General features: G+C 64.8%; 19 protein-coding genes and 1 pseudogene. 9 read left to right on the forward strand and 11 right to left on the reverse strand.

All coding sequences use genetic code 11. The annotated features are described in order from the left end of the window. Together VFA16_RS17480 and VFA16_RS17485 are read right to left on the reverse strand one after the other, a co-directional pair. Positions 1-402, reverse strand: a pseudogene (locus VFA16_RS17480) (hypothetical protein); the annotation flags it as partial. Between the two features lie 306 nt (positions 403-708). Further along, a complete protein-coding gene (locus tag VFA16_RS17485) occupies positions 709-1,356 on the reverse strand; it encodes a PAS and ANTAR domain-containing protein (RefSeq protein ID WP_324969045.1) in 648 nt (215 codons plus the stop codon). A gap of 479 nt (positions 1,357-1,835) precedes the next feature. On the opposite strand from VFA16_RS17485, the gene VFA16_RS17490 reads away from it, so the two are divergent. Next, the gene (locus tag VFA16_RS17490; RefSeq protein ID WP_324969029.1) at positions 1,836-3,395 is read left to right on the forward strand and encodes an aminotransferase class I/II-fold pyridoxal phosphate-dependent enzyme; all 1,560 of its coding nucleotides are present in this window, start codon (positions 1,836-1,838) and stop codon (positions 3,393-3,395) included. Positions 3,396-3,596: 201 nt separating this feature from the next. Beyond that, positions 3,597-4,346: a cutinase family protein gene (locus VFA16_RS17495; protein ID WP_324969030.1), complete on the forward strand. Its 750-nt coding sequence runs from the start codon at positions 3,597-3,599 to the stop codon at positions 4,344-4,346. A gap of 296 nt (positions 4,347-4,642) precedes the next feature. Here the strand turns inward: VFA16_RS17495 and VFA16_RS17500 are convergent, their stop codons facing one another. Then, positions 4,643-5,836 (reverse strand): 1,4-beta-xylanase, encoded by a 1,194-nt coding sequence (locus tag VFA16_RS17500; RefSeq protein ID WP_324969046.1) that lies wholly within the window; start codon positions 5,834-5,836, stop codon positions 4,643-4,645. A 216-nt stretch (positions 5,837-6,052) separates the two neighbouring features. Between VFA16_RS17500 and VFA16_RS17505 the strand changes: the two genes are divergently transcribed. Continuing rightward, entirely contained in the window at positions 6,053-6,949 is an 897-nt protein-coding gene (locus VFA16_RS17505) for a manganese catalase family protein (protein ID WP_324969031.1), read from the forward strand. Positions 6,950-7,003: 54 nt separating this feature from the next. Here VFA16_RS17505 and VFA16_RS17510 read toward each other — a convergent pair whose 3' ends face one another. The 4 genes from VFA16_RS17510 to VFA16_RS17525 all read right to left on the reverse strand — a co-directional run bounded on the left by VFA16_RS17510 (position 7,004) and on the right by VFA16_RS17525 (position 9,182). Beyond that, the gene (locus VFA16_RS17510) at positions 7,004-7,588 is read right to left on the reverse strand and encodes a hemerythrin domain-containing protein (protein WP_324969032.1); all 585 of its coding nucleotides are present in this window, start codon (positions 7,586-7,588) and stop codon (positions 7,004-7,006) included. 106 nt (positions 7,589-7,694) lie between these two features. Continuing rightward, a complete protein-coding gene (locus tag VFA16_RS17515) occupies positions 7,695-8,534 on the reverse strand; it encodes an SDR family oxidoreductase (protein ID WP_324969033.1) in 840 nt (279 codons plus the stop codon). A 78-nt stretch (positions 8,535-8,612) separates the two neighbouring features. Beyond that, positions 8,613-8,783: a hypothetical protein gene (locus VFA16_RS17520; RefSeq protein ID WP_324969034.1), complete on the reverse strand. Its 171-nt coding sequence runs from the start codon at positions 8,781-8,783 to the stop codon at positions 8,613-8,615. A 54-nt stretch (positions 8,784-8,837) separates the two neighbouring features. Beyond that, complete coding sequence (locus VFA16_RS17525; protein WP_324969035.1) at positions 8,838-9,182, reverse strand: DUF3140 domain-containing protein; 345 nt, start codon at positions 9,180-9,182, stop codon at positions 8,838-8,840. Between the two features lie 358 nt (positions 9,183-9,540). On the opposite strand from VFA16_RS17525, the gene VFA16_RS17530 reads away from it, so the two are divergent. Further along, on the forward strand, positions 9,541-10,122 hold the full coding sequence (locus tag VFA16_RS17530) for an MPT63 family protein (protein WP_324969036.1): 582 nt from the start codon (positions 9,541-9,543) through the stop codon (positions 10,120-10,122). 123 nt (positions 10,123-10,245) lie between these two features. After that, the gene (locus tag VFA16_RS17535) at positions 10,246-11,181 is read left to right on the forward strand and encodes a lysophospholipid acyltransferase family protein (protein ID WP_324969037.1); all 936 of its coding nucleotides are present in this window, start codon (positions 10,246-10,248) and stop codon (positions 11,179-11,181) included. A gap of 42 nt (positions 11,182-11,223) precedes the next feature. Here the strand turns inward: VFA16_RS17535 and VFA16_RS17540 are convergent, their stop codons facing one another. From VFA16_RS17540 to VFA16_RS17550, 3 genes are all read right to left on the reverse strand, one after another. Next, positions 11,224-11,460: a hypothetical protein gene (locus VFA16_RS17540; RefSeq protein ID WP_324969038.1), complete on the reverse strand. Its 237-nt coding sequence runs from the start codon at positions 11,458-11,460 to the stop codon at positions 11,224-11,226. Positions 11,461-11,552: 92 nt separating this feature from the next. Then, positions 11,553-12,080 (reverse strand): PAS domain-containing protein, encoded by a 528-nt coding sequence (locus tag VFA16_RS17545; protein WP_324969039.1) that lies wholly within the window; start codon positions 12,078-12,080, stop codon positions 11,553-11,555. A 315-nt stretch (positions 12,081-12,395) separates the two neighbouring features. Continuing rightward, positions 12,396-12,641 (reverse strand): CsbD family protein, encoded by a 246-nt coding sequence (locus VFA16_RS17550; protein ID WP_324969040.1) that lies wholly within the window; start codon positions 12,639-12,641, stop codon positions 12,396-12,398. A 297-nt stretch (positions 12,642-12,938) separates the two neighbouring features. Here VFA16_RS17550 and VFA16_RS17555 point away from each other — a divergent pair, with 297 nt between their 5' ends. From VFA16_RS17555 to VFA16_RS17565, 3 genes are all read left to right on the forward strand, one after another. Continuing rightward, the gene (locus VFA16_RS17555; RefSeq protein ID WP_324969047.1) at positions 12,939-14,432 is read left to right on the forward strand and encodes an FAD-dependent oxidoreductase; all 1,494 of its coding nucleotides are present in this window, start codon (positions 12,939-12,941) and stop codon (positions 14,430-14,432) included. Between the two features lie 174 nt (positions 14,433-14,606). Then, the gene (locus VFA16_RS17560; RefSeq protein ID WP_324969041.1) at positions 14,607-15,578 is read left to right on the forward strand and encodes a glycosyltransferase; all 972 of its coding nucleotides are present in this window, start codon (positions 14,607-14,609) and stop codon (positions 15,576-15,578) included. Between the two features lie 47 nt (positions 15,579-15,625). Further along, a complete protein-coding gene (locus VFA16_RS17565; RefSeq protein WP_324969042.1) occupies positions 15,626-16,840 on the forward strand; it encodes a glycosyltransferase in 1,215 nt (404 codons plus the stop codon). 3 nt (positions 16,841-16,843) lie between these two features. Here the strand turns inward: VFA16_RS17565 and VFA16_RS17570 are convergent, their stop codons facing one another. Continuing rightward, positions 16,844-17,791, reverse strand: coding sequence for a glycosyltransferase family 2 protein (locus VFA16_RS17570; protein WP_324969043.1), 948 nt, complete (start codon positions 17,789-17,791; stop codon positions 16,844-16,846). A 70-nt stretch (positions 17,792-17,861) separates the two neighbouring features. On the opposite strand from VFA16_RS17570, the gene VFA16_RS17575 reads away from it, so the two are divergent. Then, a partial coding sequence (locus VFA16_RS17575) for an NAD-dependent epimerase/dehydratase family protein (RefSeq protein ID WP_324969044.1) occupies positions 17,862-18,268 on the forward strand: 407 nt, incomplete at its 3' end.

Genomic DNA, 18,268 nt, shown 5'->3' on the forward strand with positions numbered 1-18,268 from the left:
CGTGGCGGTGACGTCGTGTTGGCATGGCACGGCGTCATCGAAGGTCAGGTACCGCTGATCGCCGACGCTCAACGCGTCGACCGGGTCGAAGCCGCCGTCGGCGCGGGCGCGCTCAACCGAGCGATGATGCACCTGGAGGAATCGCAGCCGGACGTGGACGACGGCGCTATCGGAAGCCTCCAGCAAGCACTCCGTCTGCTGGTACCAGCCGTCGGCGGAACCGGTGACGCTGGTGTCGGTGTCGACGCTCGGCGGCAGCCACCCCCGCGGTGCCAACACGCCGAACTGCCAACGGACCCGGTTCTTCGGCGATGACCGCCGATACGGATAAAGCAGGTAGCCCTCGTAGAGGATCGCGTCGGCGACTGCGCCGACCGTCTGGAACCCAGGCGGTTTATTCATCGCCTCGTCCGTAACGCATCGGGCTCACCGGGCACGCGGGTCACCTGCGGACCGGTACCGCCCCGTCAGGCTTGTTGGCCATGACAGTCACCCCGCTGCATGCAATCGTGCCCAAAAGCACGCGAACCAGACTGGCTCTCGCCTGTCCCTGGCTGCGGTACCCATTAATCGGAAGGTCAAACCACGACTTCCGAAGAAACCTGCTGAAGGCGTGGTACGCGAGGCGCGCAGGCCGTGCGGCGGGCAAGTCGTCTCCGCCCGCAGGGCACCGAGTTCTCCGGCAGCCCAACCGGTCTCAGCCGTGATCTATTCGAGAGTGAGCAGAGCACGATCCATCTCGCTGACCGACCCGCTCGACATTTTGCCGGCGACGGCGGCTAAAAACAGGCCGGCCAGATCACGCACCTTTATGTTGGTTTCTTGGGAACGCCAGACCAGGATGTCGAACGCGCGCTCGGCGGAGATGCCGTACGCGGCCATCAGCACGCCCTTGGCTTGCTCGATCTGTGCGCGGGAGGCGGTGACTGCGGAGATGGCGGAGTTGATGTTCGACTGCAGTGACTCGGTGACGTCGACGTAGAACCCCGTCGTGCCGATGACCGCGCCGGCGTCATTGCACAAGACATCACCCACGACGACCACCCAGTGGGTGCGCCCGGCGGTGTCGATGATGCGGTGACGGCTGCTGAACGGCTCTCCTGTCAGGACCCGGTCCAACACCGCAGCCACTCGTTCGCGGTCGGCGGGATGCTTATGCCGCAGCAATAATTCAGTGGTGGGCACCACGGTCCCCGGCTCGTAGCCGTGGATGCGTGCCACCGCATCCGACCACTCCCAGCGCTGCCCGTCGAGATAGAACCGGAAACGCCCGACCCGCTGTGGTTCGCCCGGGCCGACGACGAGATGGACAGCGCCGAATTGCTCGGATTCAAGGGCATCGAGCGCGGGCCTGATATCCGCCGCTGCATCAGCACTGCGGTCGGGTTCAGGGTCGAATTTCACGCCCATCTCCCACCCAGCCTTTCCGGGCAACACCCCAAGCGGCGGGTCTGCCCGCACTGAGCGGCAAGGCACAGAACCATCCGTGTGCGCCGGGCTACCCGTATTTCAGCAAACAGAAACCCACTACGCTGGCACTTCGGCGTTCCCCGCAATGCGTGAATGCAGTTCATTTCACTGCGCCACGTCGCGGCACCCTGGCGCTTGCGCCATTCAATACCCTGCCGCCTATACCGCGTATACGACGAAACCACATCTGAAGTGGGTAGATGGTGCTCGCCCCGGACGGGGTCGCTCAGCATCGGTCGACGCGGGCTGGTCGCCCGCGGCGTTTTCACGTGAGAGCGCGGGGTACTCGTCTGCCCAGGGCACCCCTGATCGGGGTCAACGACGTTCAAACCGGAGCGCAAGCCCGCATTGAAAGGTCCACCATCGTGGGGAAGTCAGCCTCGTTCTCGTCCGATATTGATCGGCAGCGGCAGCACAACATCGAGAAGGCGCAACAAGAAAGTAAGGAAGGACCCGCCTGCCAGGAGCCGCACGCGACTCCGATCGGCGACGCCATCGAAGCATTCCGGGAACGCCGGGACATCGCGTTCGGCATCCCGGCCCACCGGTCAGGCACTGGGCGCACCGACCCGCTCGCCGCACGCTGGATGGGACGACAGGTGTTCTGCGCTGACGTCGGCATGAACAAAGGCGTCGACAACCGACACCAGTCCTGGCAGGTTGAACCGACGGCCATGCAGCTGTTCGCCCAGGCGGTGGGAGCAGAGGAGACACTGTTCTCCTCCAACGGCAGCACGGAGAACGTTCACGTCGCAATGATGGCGGCGGTGCATCCGGGTGAGACGCTGGTGATGGCGCGCAACGGTCACAAATCCGCGTTCTCCGGTCTGGTCTTGTCGGGTGCCATGCCGGTTTACGTCGAACCCGATTACGACGAGCGCTGGCAGCTCGCCAATGGCGTCGACCCAGCCCGGCTCGGCCAGGCGCTCCAGCAGCATCCCGATGCTGTCGCGGCGATGGTTTTGACACCGACGTACTACGGGGTCAGCGCAGACGTGCGAAGGCTGGCCGAAGTTGCGCACGCCAACGACGTTCCGTTGATCACTGACGACGCTTGGGGCTTGGACTACAGCTTCTGCAGCCGTCTTCCGGCTTCGGCTTTGGAATCCGGTGCCGACTTGTGCATCGGCAGCGTACACAAGACGCTCAACGGCCTATTGCAGACGTCCGTACTTAGCAAGCAGGGCAATCGAATCGACTCCTCTCGGCTGTCGCTCGTTTTCGAGCTGGCGCAATCGACCAGCGCCTCGCCGCTGCTGTTGTCGTCCATCGACGCGGCTCGCCGCCAGTTCCAGGACCATGGCGAGCAGCTGCTCGGTGACGCGATCGACCTGGCGCAGCGGGTCAGGGCGGCCATCGCAAACATCCCGGGTCTACAGCTGATGGGAGACGACATCCTTTCCAGCCCCGGAGCTTTCGCACTGGACCCCACACATGTCACTGTCGATGTCATCGGGCTGGGGTTAACCGGCTATCAGGCCGACGACTGGCTGCGCCAACGGCATGGTATCCACGTGGAGCTCTCGGGCCATCGTCGGGTGATGGCACTGATCACCTACGCCGACACCGACGCCACCGCGCAACGGCTCATCGATGCCATGGCGGACATGGCCCATGAGCACGCCGGCGCTGTGCCACGCAAAATCACAGACGCTCCTGCGTATTCGGAGCTGCGCAGCGAAACCGTCATGCTGCCGCGAGACGCGTTCCTCGGAGCGACCGAAATGGTGCCGTGGAAACGAGCAGCCGGCCGCATCTCTGCCGAGATGATCTGTCCCTATCCGCCGGGCATTCCGGTCGCCGCCCCCGGGGAACTGCTCAACGAGGCAATCGTCGACTATCTCCAGCAGCAGGCAGCCCAGGGAGTGATGGTCGAAGGAGCGGCCGACGAGTCGCTGTCCGAATTCCGCGTGGTCGCCGACTGAATACCCCCGGCGGCACTCCTCGGGCCGCCGAACCGGTTGATGATTCACGGCTGCACCGCAGGCACACGACGCGCTTGACGGGTCATTCTTTCGAACCGCAGGATGCGACCGCACACCGCCCGCCACCGGCACCAACCAACTAGGTAGCCGCGAAAAAAATTTCTCGTTTGGAGAAGCGTTTGGGTGGGCACATTCTGCGGCATGAATGCACGCCCCCTCATCCGTTTCCTTGGTCCCGCGCTAGCAGTCACAGCCGGCGGCCTTGGCGCCTACGCGCTTTCTGCCTTGGCCGCTCCATCCGCATCCGCCCAGCCCTGCCCCGACACGGAGGTGGTGTTCGCCCGCGGCACCGGCGAGCCTCCCGGTGTCGGCCCCACCGGGCAGGCATTCGTCGACGCTCTGCACTCCCGGGTCGGCCCAAGGTCTTTCGATGTGTACCCGGTCAACTACCCCGCCAGCGACGACTGGGCCACGTCGGGCCTCGACGGTATCCGAGATGCAGGCGCTCATGTCGTTTCCACCGCGTCCAGCTGCCCCCAGACCAAGATGGTCTTGAGTGGTTATTCCCAAGGCGCGGCGGTGATGGGCTTCGTCACCTCGCCCGCGGTGCCCGACGGGGTGGACCCGGCGACCGTACCGAAGCCGCTGTCGCCCGACATTGCTAACCACGTCGCCGCCGTCGTGCTCTTCGGGATGCCGAATGTCCGCGCGATGAACTTCCTCGGCCAGCCGCCGGTCGTGATCGGTCCCGCATACCAGGCGAAGACCATCAAGGTGTGCGCTCCCGAGGACCCGGTCTGCTCCGACGGGATGAATTTCGCCGCGCACGATATGTACGCCGACGACGGAAGCATCATCGACAAGGGTGCTGACTTCGCCGCGAGCCGCCTTGGCGGAGGTTCCCCGGCACCGGCGCCGGCCCCTGTGCCGACCGGCGGATTCGGCGACTGACCTGCACCTGACCTAAACCGCGCACCCGACGCCACCAGCGGATTCGCTTGGTGCACAGTGCAGCTCGCCCCGCTGTCGTCCGATAGTCGTGCAGCCGCAACGCGAAGATCCCGATTCGGTAGCAAACCGCGTAGCCGGTTTAGTTTCTGATGCCCAACTATCCCCGTCATGCGGTGCCTGCGGACGTCAGCGGACGCGGGGCCGAGTTGAGCGCGACGGCCGTGCAGGGCTGCGCTCGTAGACATCGCGGAGCGCTTCACCTTCCAAACCAACAGCAACCGATCCTTCGTCCCTTACTAGGGATTCGCCTCGTGAGGGCCGACGGGTGGTGCCAGCCGGTCCGCGTTGGAAATCACTTGGATTTCGGTGTCTTGGTAGGGTCGCCCATCAGGGTGAAGCAGGTCGTGAAACCAGACCTGCGGGATGGCTGTGTACGCCTGGTCCCAGGAGTCCCACGGGAAGTAGGTTTGGGTCTTTCCCGCGACCAACCCCCAATTGATTGCAGCGACGTTGTGCCGCTTGGCAATCGGCAGGATTGCTTCCACGGTGCTGCCCAGAGTACGAGCCATGTACTCGGTACATAGGATTGGCCGCCCTAACGGGGAAAGTTCGGCAATGCGGGTCTCGAACACCGCGGGCTCACCGTAGCAATGGAAGCTGACCACGTCGGCGTTGCCGAGTTGGATGTCGGCGATGGTGCTGCGGCCCGCCGGATCTGCCCAGTCACCGTGCCACACGCCGCTGGTCAATGGCTGACATGGATCGACCGACCGTGCCCAGCGGAATACCTGGGGCAGAAGTTCCGCGACACAGTCCAGCTTGTCTTCCCGTTCGACCTGTCGATACCTGCGCGCAGGATTGTCTGGTTCGTTCCACAGGTCCCAACCCAGAACACGGTCGTCGCCGCGGAATTGGGTCAACACTCCGGTGACGTAGTCGTGGAGAACGCGGACGTATCTGCGGTCGCCGAGGCGTTCAGCGCCGGGACTTTGCACCCAACCTGAGTTGTGCACCCCTGGTGTGGGCGCGGGCTGGGGACCTTGCTGGGGGAACGGATTCCAACAGGAGTCGAACAGGACGAACAGCGGTTTGATGCCGTGGCGCGCCGCGATGGCCACGAACTGCTGAAGGCGCATCTGAAAGCCTCGGCGATCCTGGGCCCATAGCTGGTCGTGGAGAAAGACCCGCACAGTGTTGAGCCCGCACAATCGGGCCCAGCCAAGTTCTGTGTCGATGCGCCGGGGATCGTAGCTGTCGGCTTGAAACATCTCGAGCTGGTTGACCGCGTTTGACGTGATGTAGTTCGCGCCGACGAGCCAACCTTGTGCTTGATACCAGCGATGAGCACGGTCTGGCGACCAGCGGCTGGTTTTGTCCGCCGACGCGCGGGGTGGCTGGGCAGCGGCGCGCGGTGCCTGGGCCAGTACGGTGCCTGCGGCCAGCGCCAGCGGTAGCTGCAGAACAGTTCGACGGTTACACAAGTCGGCCATCATCCCCCCGGGTCGCTGCTGTTGACGGCATCGCTGCGCACGGATCGCCGGCCGTCCGGCCACCGCTCAACCTAGCAATTCAATTCTATTGGCAGCCAACGGGCTTTCCAGCGAGCGGTCCCTCGAGTATCCGACGCTGAAGCGTTTGGTTTGGCACCAGGCGCCATGGGTATCCGTCGACGATCTGCACACTTTCAGAGCCATACGGAGGCGCATGTGTTTGTCCACAACAAAGATCTTCAGTTCGAGGTCAGGGTCGACCGGCCTGATCCGCGTTTCGCTTCGCTGCTGATGGAGCAGTTCGGTGGCGCGAACGGTGAACTCACCGCTGCGTTGCAATATTTCACCCAGGCTTTCGTGCTGCGGGAGAAGAACCCCAAAATGTACGACCTGTTTATGGACATCGCGACCGAAGAGCTGAGTCACCTGGAAATGGTCGGGTCAACGATCACCATGCTGCTCGATGGGCTCAGCGACAATCTCAAGATCGCCAACCAGCGTTGTGACTGGATGCCGGCTGTTGCCAGTCCGGATGGACGGGAACAGGCGATCCATGCAGTCGCGGTGAATCCGATGTTTTTCGTGCTGAGCGGTGGTGGGCCTGATGTCAAGGATTCTGCGGGCAACAACTGGACGGGTGCCTTCATCGATGCCAACGGCGACCCGACCGTGGATCTGCGTAACAACTTGGCGGCCGAGTCTCGGGCCAAGATCGTCTATGAGTACCTCAAGCAGTTCACCGACGATCCGGGTGTGCAAGACACCCTGACATTCTTGATGACTCGCGAGGTCGCCCACTACCAGCAGTTCACCGCAGCGCTCAACGAACTACCGGTGAACTTCCCGCCCGGCACGCTGCCGGCGGATGACCGCTTCCAAAACGTTGCCTTCAACATGTCCGACGGCGGCGGTGAATCCATTCGCGGGCCGTGGAACCAGGGCCAGGGTCCGTGGCCGGAGGGCATGGAATGGCAGTACGTCGAGAAGCCCGAAGAACAGTGGCTGGGTACCAACCTTCGACAGAACAAGGGTGCCGAGCAAAACCCTGAGGGCTCACCCAATGTCGAGAGCGAAAAGCCGTTCACTCACGAACAGCGCGTGGCCACAACATAAACAACGAACCATGAAGGCCGGCGCCATAACTATCGGCGCCGGCCTCAATGCACTTCAGTGACTCTGCGGATCTGGTGGGTTGTCTTCGGCGCGGCCGGTGAAGGCGTCGCGCACATGGTCGACAATCGCGGCGCCCATGCCCATTGTCTTCAGCACCGTGGGGTTCGGCGGGGTGTCGGGATGCGGTCGCGTCGGCGCGATCTTCTTTGCCTGTTCGAGCTTTTGGCCGAGTTGCTCTAGCTGCTCGCGGCTAACCGCCGCTTGGAACTGTGGCCAGACGAGATCCTGCTCGTATGCAATGTGTTCGCGGCCGGCGTGCACGAATTGTTTCAGCGCGTCGTGGTACGCCGGCTCGCCGGGCTTGCCGTCTTCAAGTTGCTGCAGCAGCTTTTTACCCTGCTGTTCCTGCTCAATCGCTTTGTCGGCAAGCGCATCTCCATCCTCGAGCGCCTCTCGGACGGCTGGCCAGAAGAACTGTTGCTCGATGGCTTCATGTTGTGACTCGGAGATGATCAGGTTGTTCACCGTCGTCTCCAGACCACTGGCTTGCGCGCCCGAGCCCGACGGTGCGTCGTCGAGCGTCTCCAGCAGGCCCAGCACACTTTTGTGGTCCTGACGAAGAAACGTTATCGCATCCATACTCGCTGCCCTTTCGTGAACGATCAGTGGGGCATACCCGCGCATGGGACACTGAAACCGGCCCTGTCGACCTGCGGGACAGGTGCCGGCAGAACTGCCGCGACGCTTAGAGAATGGGCCTGCCTCCGGTTACCGCGACCCGAGCGCCGGAGATGTAGCTGGCGTCGTCGGAGGCGAGCAACACATAGATGGGCGCCAACTCTGCAGGTTGTCCGGCGCGCCCGAGCGGCACGTTCTCGCCGAACGACGTCACCTTCTCGGCGGGCATTGTCGATGGGATCAGCGGAGTCCATATCGGTCCTGGCGCGACACTGTTGACTCGGATACCTTTCTCGCCCAGCAGCTGCGCCAGGCTAGCCGAGAAATTGGCGATCGCCGCCTTGGTCGCCGCGTACGGCGCCAGGGTGGGATTGGGCGCGTCGGAATTCACCGATGAGCTGCCGATGATCGACGAGCCGGGGGACATGTGCGGTAACGCCGCCTTGGCGAGGTAGAAGTATGCACCGACGTTGAGCTTGAAGGTGTATTCCCATTCCTCGTCGCTGATCTCTTCGAGGCTCTGGTGAGTCATCTGGAAGGCCGCGTTGTTGACCAGCACGTCGATGCCGCCAAATTCTTGAGCGGCCCGGTCGATCACCGCGCGGCAGTGTGCCGGGTCGGATAGGTCACCGCGCGCCAGCACACACTTGCGGCCGGCCTCCTCGACATAGCGGGCAACGTCTTGGGCATCTTCGTCCTCGTTGAGGTACGCAATCAGCACATCGGCGCCTTCTCGGGCGAAGGCGATCGCAACGGCGCGGCCAATACCGCTATCGCCCCCGGTGATGACCGCTCTTTTACCTGTGAGCTTTCCCGAACCGCGATAACTCTTTTCGCCGCAATCGGGAACCGGCTCCATTTGCGACTGCACGCCGGGTACGTTTTGCTGCTGCTCGGGAAAACCCATCATCGATTCCCTTTCTGGAAGCCTGTTTGGTAAGCGCGGCAGCCGCGTCGACGGCTGTGGTGCTATCGGCCGACGGGGTTACCGGATGGGCGGCCCGGCGTTGGGAACGTCTGGATCGTCGTCGGCCGGTGGCTCTGGGTCGCGCCATTCCTCGGCCCGGCTGGAGCGATTGCCTTGCAGGGTTCCCCGCAGCTCATGCTTGAGCTGCTCGTCCTCGCGCGGGCTGTGCTTCGCGCTCTCGCGTCCCATTATGAAACTCCTTATTTCTCATGCATTTTCAAAACCGTATTGGGCCGGATGGTGTCAACGTCGCGGTTCCTTTAAAGGGTCGTGACCGATTGTCATCAGCCGGTGCCGCCAGTTTTCCTGTCCCGCAGTCGGCTCCAGGTCGGCGCCGCGTTCGGCGTGGATCTTGTCGACCACCTTTCGCATAATCCTTTCATCGTCCTCAGTGAGGTCGACTCGCCGCTTTTTCAGGATTTCCAGCACGCGCTGGCCGGTCTGGGTGCCGGCCTGGTCGGGCAGCTCTTCGGTCCGCTCGTCGGCCGAGCGTGTGCGCAGCCACTCAAGCAGTTCGCGAGAAGACATGTTGACCACCCGGTGGAACTCCTCCCACAATGCGTCGTCGACCTCGACATGCCGGGTCATCACGCTCACCTCCCGTCGACACATTGGCAGATCATCGCCGCCGGCAAGCTGGTCCTTCCTTCCCCGTCCGGCTACCCGGCAGATAGACGGGCTAATCCGGCCAACTGGCCGCGGCCCGATCGACGGGCGGACGCGACCCGACGCGACGGGATAAGGCAAAACTGCAGATAAAAGCCGATAAAAGACGCATTGCGATTTTGCCAGGTATGGTCTTCGCGGAATTAATCTCGGAAATCCATCCGGGTTATGTTTGAGCACGCTGCGGATCGGTTATGGGACTTTACGTGCGGTGATAGCTCGCCTATGGCTGTGCGCACCGCTCGAACAAAAGACTCGAGTCGCATCGAGAGGAGATAGCGTGAAGTTCACCAAGACCGCCGTTAAATCGGCAATCGGAGCTGCTGCGATAGCAACTGCCACAGTTTTCACTGCTGCAACGGCTTCTGCCGTCAATCCCACCGTGCAGAAGTTCGGCACGACTGAACAGCTGGTCGACGGGCCGCTGGTTACCGCGTACACCGTCAACAACCTGCAGCCGAGCAATGTCATGATTCCGGGCTACACTCCGGCCGGGCAGCTCTGGCAGGCCGACGTGACCGCGGTCGCCCAGAGCGGCACCGTCACGCCGCTCGTCGCGGACTTCAACGCCCGGGCTGCCAATGGCCAGAACTACCGGGTGATCATTCCGCCGCAGCCGGCGCCGAACGGCCTCCCGGATGCGCCGCTCCCACAGGGCCAGCAGGCCAACGGGAAGCTCTACTTCGACGTGACCGGCGCACAGCCTAACGGCGTCGTCTACAACGACGGCGTCGAAGATGTGTTGATCTGGACCACCAACGCCAACGCCAACGCACCGGCCGCGAATGCGCCGGCCGCAGCTCCAGGTAGTGCGCCGGCCGCGGGTCCAGGCAGTGCACCTGCTCCGGCTCCGGGCCAGTGACCGTTCAATAGCAGTTCAAACTGCTGCCGTCGGCCTCCCCGCGTCGTGCGACGCGGGGAGGTTTCGTTTCGGCGGGTGTGAGTGACTGCATTGGGTTGTCGCGGAAGTGGGTAACAGACCCGTATGGATGTCATCGATCATCGGCCGGCGGATGTGCGTGAACAGGCTCAACGGCATGCGGACGAAGCCCGGGCGGTCATGGCCGACCGGCGCGCCGATCAGGCCGGCGGGCTCAGCGGATGGGTAGCCAAGCGTTCCGGCGAATGGGAGCTGAGCGGGCCCGACGAGGCGACGTTGCAGCGCCAGAAGTTCCTGTGGAACACGCTGGTCGACTACTGGTTCAGGATGGAGATCGACGGCTGGGAAAACATCCCCGAGCCGCCGGCGCTGTTGATTGGCATACATTCGGGCGCCCCGTTCGTCTGGGACGCCTGGACCGTCGGCCTGCAATGGTGGCGACGGTTCGGGCAAGATCGGCCGCTGCACGGCACCGCCCACGACGCGCTGATGGCCATCCCGCTATTCGGCCGCTATTTCCGGTCGATGGGCGTGTTGCCGGCAGCCCCGGACGCCATCGCGACCGCGCTCGCGGAAGGCCGCGACGTCGCGCTCTGGCCCGGTGGGGAAGTGGACTCGCTGCGGCCGTGGAAGGAACGCGACCACGCCAACCTCGCCGGCCGCAAGGGCTTTGTGAAGATGGCGATTCGCGCGGGGGTGCCGATCGTGCCCATCGCGACCGTCGGCGGTGCCGACGCCATGCCGGTGCTGATTCGCGGTGACCGGCTCTCGCGGACACTGCGGCTGGACCGGCTGTTGCGGCTCAAGGTATTCCCGCTGGCGATCTCGTTGCCATGGGGTATCGCACCCGCGGCGTTGCCGCAGCTGCCGCTGCCGGCCAAGATCCGCACGCGGTTCATGCCCGCCGTCGAACTCGACCACGACCCGGCGCGCGCCGACGACGACCAGTACGTCGAGCGCAAGTACCACGAGGTCCAAGACAGTATTCAGCGCGGCATGGATGCGTTAGCTCGCAAACGCGCGTTGCCGCTATTCGGGTAACGGTTCGGGGCGGCACGCCACGCCCAACGTCCAGCCGATTGACTAAGGCTTGTCTGGTGGCGTCAGCCGCTCGGGTGGCTCTGGCGGGGTGAGCCGTTCCGGCGTCTCGGCCGGGCTCAGCCGCTCCGGAGGCTCCTCGGGAGTGAGCCGCTCAGGCGGTTCAGCCGGGGTGCCCCGCTCCGGCGTCTGGGCGATGGCGAATGTACCTGCAGCAGTAGGCGTTTCGACTGCCAAGCAGCCACCGCTCGCCTCGCTGGACCGGTCGGCCGCGTATTCCATGATCATCACCTTCGGTCGCTTCCCGCGCATAGGCGCGGGAATCCTGGCAAGTCGCGTACCCGTGCCCAGGGGAAGCGAAACCGTGGCAACAGTCAGCAGCGTGTCGCCGCGCGAACCCGTTCCCGTCGCTCATGGCCGTCTTTTGAGACGACTCGCAGGCGTGCCGCCATCCGGTCGTATTCGGATTGCGGACCGAGCGCGAAGCCGTCTGTCGTCGGTGTCATGTCGACGTACGAACCTTGCATACCTACAAGCGATCCGCACCCGTCATAAAACGGCGCGCCGCTCACCACCACGTCATGCACCCGGTTTCCGGTGGCCAGGATGCGGTGGCGGGAACTAAACGGACGCGGCGTGCGACGCACGGCGCGCAAAGTCTCGGCGACGTGGGCGAAGTCATCGGGATGAACGTGGGAGAGCACCAGCTCCGTCCCTGGTGACACTGTTCCCGGCCGATAACCGTGCATCTGCGCGACCTGCGGTGACCACACCCAGCGGTCGTCGTCGAAATCGAAGCAGAACCAACCGAGATGCTCTGACCATCCGCGGGTGAGCGGTTGTGCCCGGTCGGTCTCTACGACGCTGTGCTGTAAGCGCACATAGCTCGTTGGTGCGTCCATGATGACCTCTTGTCTGATCGGTACGACACGCCACATTGCGATGAACGATCCACTCGGCGTGAAAACTGAGCACGGCTGCACCGCGTCAGAATCCGCTAGGTTAGTGGCCGGTTGATGGGCACCTGTTTGCCTGGCGTTGTGTCTTCACCAGAATGTTTCTGCCGGTAAGTGGCCCAAGCACAAGGCAATTGAACAATGCGATGATGAACCGATCATGAACCGACACGGTGACTTCCGCCACACGCGCCGTTGACGCCCCATGCATAGTCGACAGGCCCGGTCCGTTACCAGACCGGGCCCGTCCTTTCCATCGAGCTATTCCTGGTGCGTTTGCTGCTTCTTCTCTGCTGACTCCGCACCACCGCGGGCCGCTTCGGCTTGCGCTTCCTTCTTGGCTGCGTCGCGCTGAGCTTCGGCCTTCTCCTGCTGGGCATGGCCCTCACGAGCAAGCTCGTCTTGGCCAGCGATGTTGCCGACCGCTTCCTTGGCCTTGCCCTTGACGTCTTCGACGACGCCGCGCACGCCCTCTGCGGGTCCGCTCTTGTCCTTGTCTTCCGCCATGGACTTCCTCCTCGTTGGCTGCTATCACTGAGCCCTGCGGCTCAGCACCGATCACTGATCGGATATCGGCGCCGCGAGGCCATGTCTTCAAGCTCATGGATCACCCCGCCGCGTGTCGCCGGATTCCCACGCTGCCGAGGCCTCAAACATGCGCTCTGCGCACAGATGTGTCCGGGGCGCGTTTCCGCCGGTGTCTGGCCTGGTGAACGTACTGAGGTTCGAATTGTGACGCTGCCCACCCTCGCCCGTGCCGGGTTGGCGAGTTTGGTGGCGAGCACGTCGGGTATCTGCGAGCAGATGACCTCGCTGTGGTTGTCCCAGAGACGCGAACACGTGCTGTCAGCCGAGCACCTTGACTCGCAGATGCGCTCCGCTGACATTGTGGTGGTCGGCGCCGGCATCACCGGCCTGATCACTGCTGTACTGCTCGCCAGGGCCGGCAAGGACGTGCTCGTGCTGGAAGCTCGCAACCCCGGTGCGGTGACCACCGGCAATACCACCGGAAAGATCAGCCTGCTCCAGGGCACCTCGTTAACCAAGATCGTAGCCCGCCACGGCGCCGACATCGCCCGCGACTACGTGCGAGGCAGTCGGGAGGGCCAAGAATGGCTGCTGCGCTATTGCGCGGACAACAACGTTGCGGTGCAGCGCGAGGCTGACTACACCTACGCCCAGTCCGCCAAAGAAGTGCCGTCGGCGCGTGCTGAGCTGACGGCGTGCCGGCTTGCCGGCTTGGACGCCGAGTGGGACGACGATGCCGATGTCCCCTTCTCGTTCCACGGCGGTGTGCGGTTGGACCATCAGGCCCAGTTCGATCCAATGCCGTTGCTAGACAGCCTGATCGGTGAGCTCACCAGTCGTGGCGGCAGGCTGGTCGAGAATGCCCGCGTCCGCGGGTTGTCCCAGCACGGCGACCGGCTGCAGCTCAAAGTGCGGACCAACGAAGGGGACGTCGACGTCGATGCAGGGCAGTGTGTGCTGGCCACCGGCATCCCGATCCTGGATCGCGGTGGATTCTTCGCCAGGCTCAAACCCAGCAGGTCGTACGCGTTCGCGTTCGAGGTTCCCGGTGAGATCCCGCGGCCGATGTTCATCTCCGCAGGTTCGCCAACCAGATCGGTGCGCTATGCCCCGGTCGGCGACGGTGAACGGCTCATCGTCGCGGGCGCAGGGCACACCGTAGGACGCAAGAGTCCCACTGCCGAGTTGGACGAATTGTCGTCATGGGCGCAGACGCATTTTCCGGGCGCGAAACTGACGAATCAGTGGTCGGCACAGGACTACACGCCTGTCGACCGCCTACCGTATGTCGGCCCGATTCTGCCGGGCAATGAAAAGATCTTTGTCGCAACCGGATTCAACAAGTGGGGTCTTACCAGCGGCACCGCTGCAGCGCTTATTCTCAGCGGACGGATTCTCGGCGGGCGGATGGACTGGGCGCGCGCGTTCTCGGCGTGGAGCCCGCACGAGCTCACCGGCATCACCACCGCCGTCCAGGCCAATCTGGAGGTCGGCTTCCATATGGCCAAAGGCTGGCTCACCCCGGTGGTGCGACGCGGCGCGCCAAGTGAGGACGGTGTCGTGACCGGTCCGCCGTGGCATCTGCAAGCTCGCTGCACAGTCGACGGAGTGCAGCACCGGCTTTCGCCGGTGTGCCCGCATTTGGGCGGCATCGTGGCATGGAACGACGCCAGCAAATCGTGGGAATGCCCTTTGCACGGCTCAAGGTTCGCGCCTGACGGCACGTTGCTGGAGGGCCCGGCCACCCGTGGGCTGACGGCCTCGTCGTAACGCTCGCTCGGCGCCTGGCGCCCCGTCAAGTGCCCCGACATCCCGCCTAAACATGGGGCCGGGCGCCGCACGACTAGCGGAAAAGCCCACGTCAAGGCGGTATTTCGGACGGATTCACCGCCGCTGAACGCCGGCAATGTTTGGCCCCCAAAGAGTGAGGGAAGTACTTCTCGCATGCCGACAGCGACGGCGAGAAGCGTTTTGCTCTGGCATGTCCACGGCTCGTGGACCGAGGCCTTCGTGCGGGGTCGGGACCGGTATGTCGTGCCCGTCAACGCCAGCAAGGATGCCGATGGGCGGGGACTGTGCGGTCGACGCTGGCCGCGGGCACGCGAAGTCGAAATCGATCGGCTGGTCGATGAGCCCATCGACGTCGCGGTGTTGCAACGTCCGCACGAGCTCGAGCTGATGGCGACATGGTCGGGCCGGCGCCCGGGTGTTGACGTCCCAACGGTGTACGTCGAACACAATGCGCCACGCCCGTCGCCGGCTGAAAGCCGGCACTCGGTCGCCGACCGCACCGATATCACGTTGGTGCACGTCACCGACTTCAACCGGCTGATGTGGGACAACGGGGTCGCGCCGACCGCGGTCATCACCCACGGCATCGTCGATCCAGGCGACCTGTACACAGGCGAGTTGCCGGCCGCCGCGACCATGATCAACGAGCCGGTCCGGCGCTGCCGGGTGGTGGGCGCCGATTTGCTGGCGCCGCTGTCGGCCGACGTTCCGATCGACGTGTGGGGAATGGGCACGCTAGAGCTGAACGACACGGATTGGGGTTCACGTCTTCGCGGCTGGGGCGACGTGTTGCCGCCGGCTCTGCACCAGGAGGTGGCACGCCGGCGGGTGTACCTGCACACCGCGCGGTGGACGTCGCTGGGACTCTCGCTGCTGGAGGCGATGCATCTCGGGATGCCTGTCGTCGCGGTGGGATCAACCATGGTTCCGCTCGCCGTGCCGAGTGAGGCCGGTGTCGTCAGCGCCGACGTCGACACCCTGGCCGATGCCCTGCGACGCTACGTCGCAGATCCGGAGGCGGCGCGCGCTGCGGGAAAGTCGGCGCGCCAGTTCGCATTACACCACTTCGGCCTCGACCGGTTCCTGCGCGACTGGGACCAGCTCATTGAGGACGTATGCGCATGAGTTCACTTGAAAACCACCCGGGGGGCTTATCGAGGAAGGCAAGCCGCATGAGGATCGCCATGGTCTCCGAACACGCGAGTCCGCTGGCGGCGCTGGGCGGCGTCGACGCCGGTGGCCAGAACGTGCATGTCGCCGAGCTGTCAGCCGCGATGGCGCGGCGGGGGCACCAGGTGCTCGTCTATACCCGCCGCGACAGCCCCGACCTGCCGGAGCGGGTCCAAACCAGCGACGGCTACACCGTGGTGCACGTGCCCGCGGGACCGCCTGAGATGCTGTCCAAGGACGAATTGCTCCAGCACATGCCCGCGTTCGGCCGGTTCCTGGCCGACCAATGGCACGACGAGCCGCCTGACGTCGCCCACGCGCATTTCTGGATGTCCGGTATCGCCACACTGCGGGCGGCCCGCCGGCGCCGCGTGCCGACGGTACAGACCTTCCACGCGCTCGGGGTCGTCAAACGGCGCCATCAAGGTGTGCAGGACACCAGCCCACCGGCGCGGCTGCGCCTGGAGCAATCGGTGGCGCGCCGGGTCGACTGGGTGACGGCCACCTGCACCGACGAGGTGTTCGAGCTGGTGCGGCTGGGACGTCCGCGCTCACGTATCTCGGTGGTTCCCTGCGGCGTTGACCTGGACCGGTTCTGCCCAAAAGCTGTCCGTGCCCCCCACACCGGGCGGCGGCGCATCGTGTCGGTGGGCCGGCTCGTACCGCGGAAGGGCTTCGACATCTTGATCCGGGCGATGACCGCGGTCCCGAATGCCGAGCTGCGCATTGTCGGCGGCCCAGACGTGAGCGGCCTGGCCGCTGATCCGGAAGCGCAGCGGCTGGCCGCGCTGGCCGCCGAGCTGGGCCTCTCCGACCGGGTCCGGTTGTGCGGATCAGTGTCGCGCGCCGAGATGCCTGCGGTGCTGCGCTGGGCCGATGTGGTGGCCTGCACGCCGTGGTATGAGCCGTTCGGCATCGTTCCGGTGGAGGCGATGGCGTGCGGCGTGCCGGTGCTGGCCGCGGCGGTGGGCGGCATGCTCGACACCGTGGTCGACGGGATGACCGGTGTGCTGGTTCCGCCGAAAGACCCGCAGGCCTGCGCCAGAGCGCTCAACAAGATGCTGGCCGATCCGGCTCGGCTGGCCGACTGGGGCGCCACCGGACGCAGCCGGGCGCAGTCGCGTTACTCGTGGGACCGGATCGCTGCCGACACCTTGAAGGTGTATCAGCGGGTGCTGCCGGCGCAGCGGCCCGCAACGGTGACCGCTCACGGCTAGCGGTTAGCTGCCGAGCAGACGCAAAATCCCCCATTTCCCCGCCGAAATGGGGGATTTTGCGTCTGTCGGCGCGGTCGAAGTTTCCAGCAGCCGCAGCTGCTCTTCCAACTTCGGGGGCAGCGTGCGGCGCCTGCGCAGCGCCGCCGGCAGCCGCGCCAGCGCCTCTCCCGCCGCGCGCAGATGCGCGGTGTCGCGGCTGGCGGCGCTCATCAGTTTTGCCCACGCCGCCAGGCAGACCGGCAGTGGTCGCCGCATGCAGGAAGTCAGGAAGTCGTTGCGCAGCACCCGTGCTCGTTGCGCTGCCGGAGCCGAGCGCCTCGGCGACGGCCGGTGGAAGGCCACCATGCGGTCGCAGTAGCACAGCTGCCAGCCCGCCGCCGCTAAATCCACTGCGAGCAACTGCTCTTCGCCGCGGAAATGCAGCACCGGACTGAAGCCGCCCACCGATTCGAAAGCGGTCTTGCGGACCATCGCGGCACACGACTGAAATCCCAGGATCGACGGTCCGGGCAGCCCGTCGACGTGGCCGAGTGGGCTGTTGGCCAGCTCGTCGCAAAACGGGTCGGTTCGACCACCGGGCTCGACGATGGTGCGGGCTGCCAGCACTGCCAAATCGGGGTTCAGGTCGAACTCGTTCTCGCCGATCGCGATCGCGTCGGGTTGCCACCACGAGTCGTCGTCGCAGAACGCGACGTAGGGGGTGCGGCAAGCGGCGACCCCGATATTGCGGGCCACCGCCCCGCGGTTGCTGCTCAACGCTCGCAACACCACCCGTCCGGGATGGCGATCGGAAAACTCGACTGTGATATCACGAGTCTGGTCGTGAGAACAGTTGTCCACGACGATGATTGGACACGGTGTGGTGTCCAGCAGTCGGGTCAGCGTGTCGGCCAGATCCTCGGCGCGGTCCCTGGTTGCAATCACGAACGAGGTACGCGGCGAGTGATCCATGCCCGGAAAGCTACCCTCGCCTGGCTGGCGGAAAACGTTTGCCGCACGATGGTGCGGGTATTCGCGTCAGGTGCGTCAGCTAAGTCGCGTCCTGGTCACCGGCGGTGCCGGGTTTCTGGGCACCCACTTGTGCGAATGGCTGCTGCGGGCCGGCGCCCAGGTCGTATGCGTCGACGACCTGTGCACCAGCGCGGCGGCCAACGTCGCGGATCTGCAGGGTTGGCCCGGGCTGGATTTCGTCGAACACGACATCACCGAGCCGCCGACCGATCAACGGCTCTGGGGGCCGTTCGATGTGGTGTTCCACCTGGCCTCACCGGCGTCACCGCCGGACTACATGCGGCTGCCGGTGCAGACGCTTCAGGTCGGTTCGCAGGGCACTGCGGTGGCCCTCGACATCGCCCAGCGGTGCGGGGCCCGTTTCGTGCTGGCGTCCACCAGTGAGGTCTACGGCGATCCGCTGGCCCACCCGCAGCC

The organism is Mycobacterium sp. (assembly GCF_035653355.1).
GTDB lineage: Bacteria > Actinomycetota > Actinomycetes > Mycobacteriales > Mycobacteriaceae > Mycobacterium.